The following is a 1,900-nucleotide window of genomic DNA, read 5'->3' as shown; positions in this document are numbered from 1 at the left end:
GTCATACTTCCTTTTGAGAAGCCCATTTACGACGAAGCGGGTGTCCGGTGCACGTTTGTCGGCCACCCTATATTGGATGCCGTCGCAAGCCGCTACGATCGGACGGAGCTTCGCAGCAGATTCGGTTTCTCCGATGACGAGCGAGTGATTGCCTTGTTGCCGGGAAGCCGGGCCCATGAGGTGCAAGTATTGCTGCCCATCCTCATCGAGGCTGTAGAAAAATTGGCGCGTCGGGAACCCAAAACGAAATTTATCCTGGCGCAAGCCGCCACCATACACGATAATCTGTTGCAGCCTCTCCTGGGGCAAAGTTCCGTTTCTATCGCGCTGGTAAAGGAGCAGGCCACTGAAGTGATGGCGTTGTCGGATCTTGTGCTGGTGGCCTCGGGTACGGCCACGCTGCAAGCGGCTGTGGTTGGAACTCCGATGGTATTGATCTATCGAACCACACCGCTGACCTTTTGGTTTGCGAATGTGGTGATTCGCTTCGTGATTCGAGTCAAATGGATCGGGCTTGTCAATTTGGTGGCCGGTCGGACGGTTGTGCCGGAGTTGCTCCAGTCCGCTGCGACGGGACAGCGATTATACGAAGAGGCTCTCCGGATCTTGGACGATCGACCGGCGTACGATGAGATGAAACGGGATTTGGCAGAGGTTCGGGCCGCTTTGGGTGAACCGGGCGCGTCGGCCAGGGCTGCGGAGGTGGTGTTGCAGGCATGTCAGGCCTAGAGCGATTCAAACGGCTGATGAGTTACGTGAAGCCGTACCGGATACGGTTCGTAGGAGCATTTGTCTGTTCAGGTTTGGTGGCACTGCTCAGCGGAGCCTATGCCTGGCTCGCGCGCCCGGTTTTGGACGATATTTTCATCCAAAAAGACGAACGGATGTTGCTGGTATTGCCGCTGGCGCTCTTAGGGGTCGCGACACTCAAGGCGGTGTTCAGCTATGGCGTGGGATATTTGATGGCCTATGTCGGCAATGGGGTCGTGGCGGACATCCGACAGCAATTGTTCCAACGGCTTATGCGGTTGTCCGTGGGGTTTCACGACACCAATACATCGGGCCGCTTGGTCTCGCGGGTTGTGAACGATGTGGGGATGATGGCCAATGCCGCATCGAGCGTCGTCAAAGACATTTTCCAGAACGGCCTCACCTTTCTGGCGATGGTCGGCGTCATCATCTATCAGAATTGGAGGTTGGCGGCGATCTCGCTGGTCGTGATCCCGCTCTCGGGGCTGACAATGGTGCGGGTGGGAAAACGATTGAAGCGATTGGCGACCAGCGGACAGGAGCAAATGGGGGACATGGCCTCAACGCTCCAAGAAATCTTCGCAGGCATCCGAGTCGTGAAAGCGTTCGGTCGGGAGGAGGCGGAGGCTGAACGATTCAAGGCGCGCAATCAGACCTTTCTCTCGACCACGTTGAAGTCCAACCAGGTTTGGTCGCTCGGCCACTCGCACATGGAAATCATCGGAGTGATCGGTGTCGCAACCATTATTTGGTATGGAGGCTATTTGGTCATTCATGAGGCGATGACTCCCGGCGCGTTCTTCTCGTTCATGGCGGCAATGTTTATGGCCTATACCCCCATCAAAAAGCTATCGTGCGCCAATAATCTGATTCAACAAGCGCTGGCGGCGGCTGAACGGGTCTTCGACGTGCTGGACTTGGAAACCGAACAATCTCAGAATCATGGCACGGTCCCTCTGGTAGGGATCAATCGGGCTATTGAATTTCACGGGGTCTCCCTGCGGTATGAGAATCAGACGGGCCCGGCTCTGGCCGATGTGGATCTCACCATTAAGCCAGGTGAAGTGGTTGCGCTCGTCGGAAGCAGCGGAAGCGGAAAGACCACATTGGCCAGTTTGCTGCCGCGCTTCTATGAGCCGACGGCGGGTGG

At 56.5% G+C, this 1,900-nt stretch carries 2 protein-coding genes; both read left to right on the top strand.

Annotated elements, in window-relative coordinates; translation table 11 throughout:
• Nucleotides 1-729, top strand: a 729-nt coding sequence (locus ACOSYY_RS07275; protein ID WP_421661602.1) for a lipid-A-disaccharide synthase, incomplete at its 5' end; no start/stop codon positions are given.
• The coding region (locus tag ACOSYY_RS07270; protein ID WP_421661601.1) for an ABC transporter ATP-binding protein at nt 717-1,900 on the top strand (1,184 nt) is incomplete at its 3' end. The genes ACOSYY_RS07275 and ACOSYY_RS07270, both read left to right, overlap by 13 nt.

It is taken from the genome of Nitrospira sp. BLG_2, from assembly GCF_049222245.1.
Note: the sequence above shows the minus strand (reverse complement) of the source record. Positions and strands in the feature narration are given on the sequence as shown.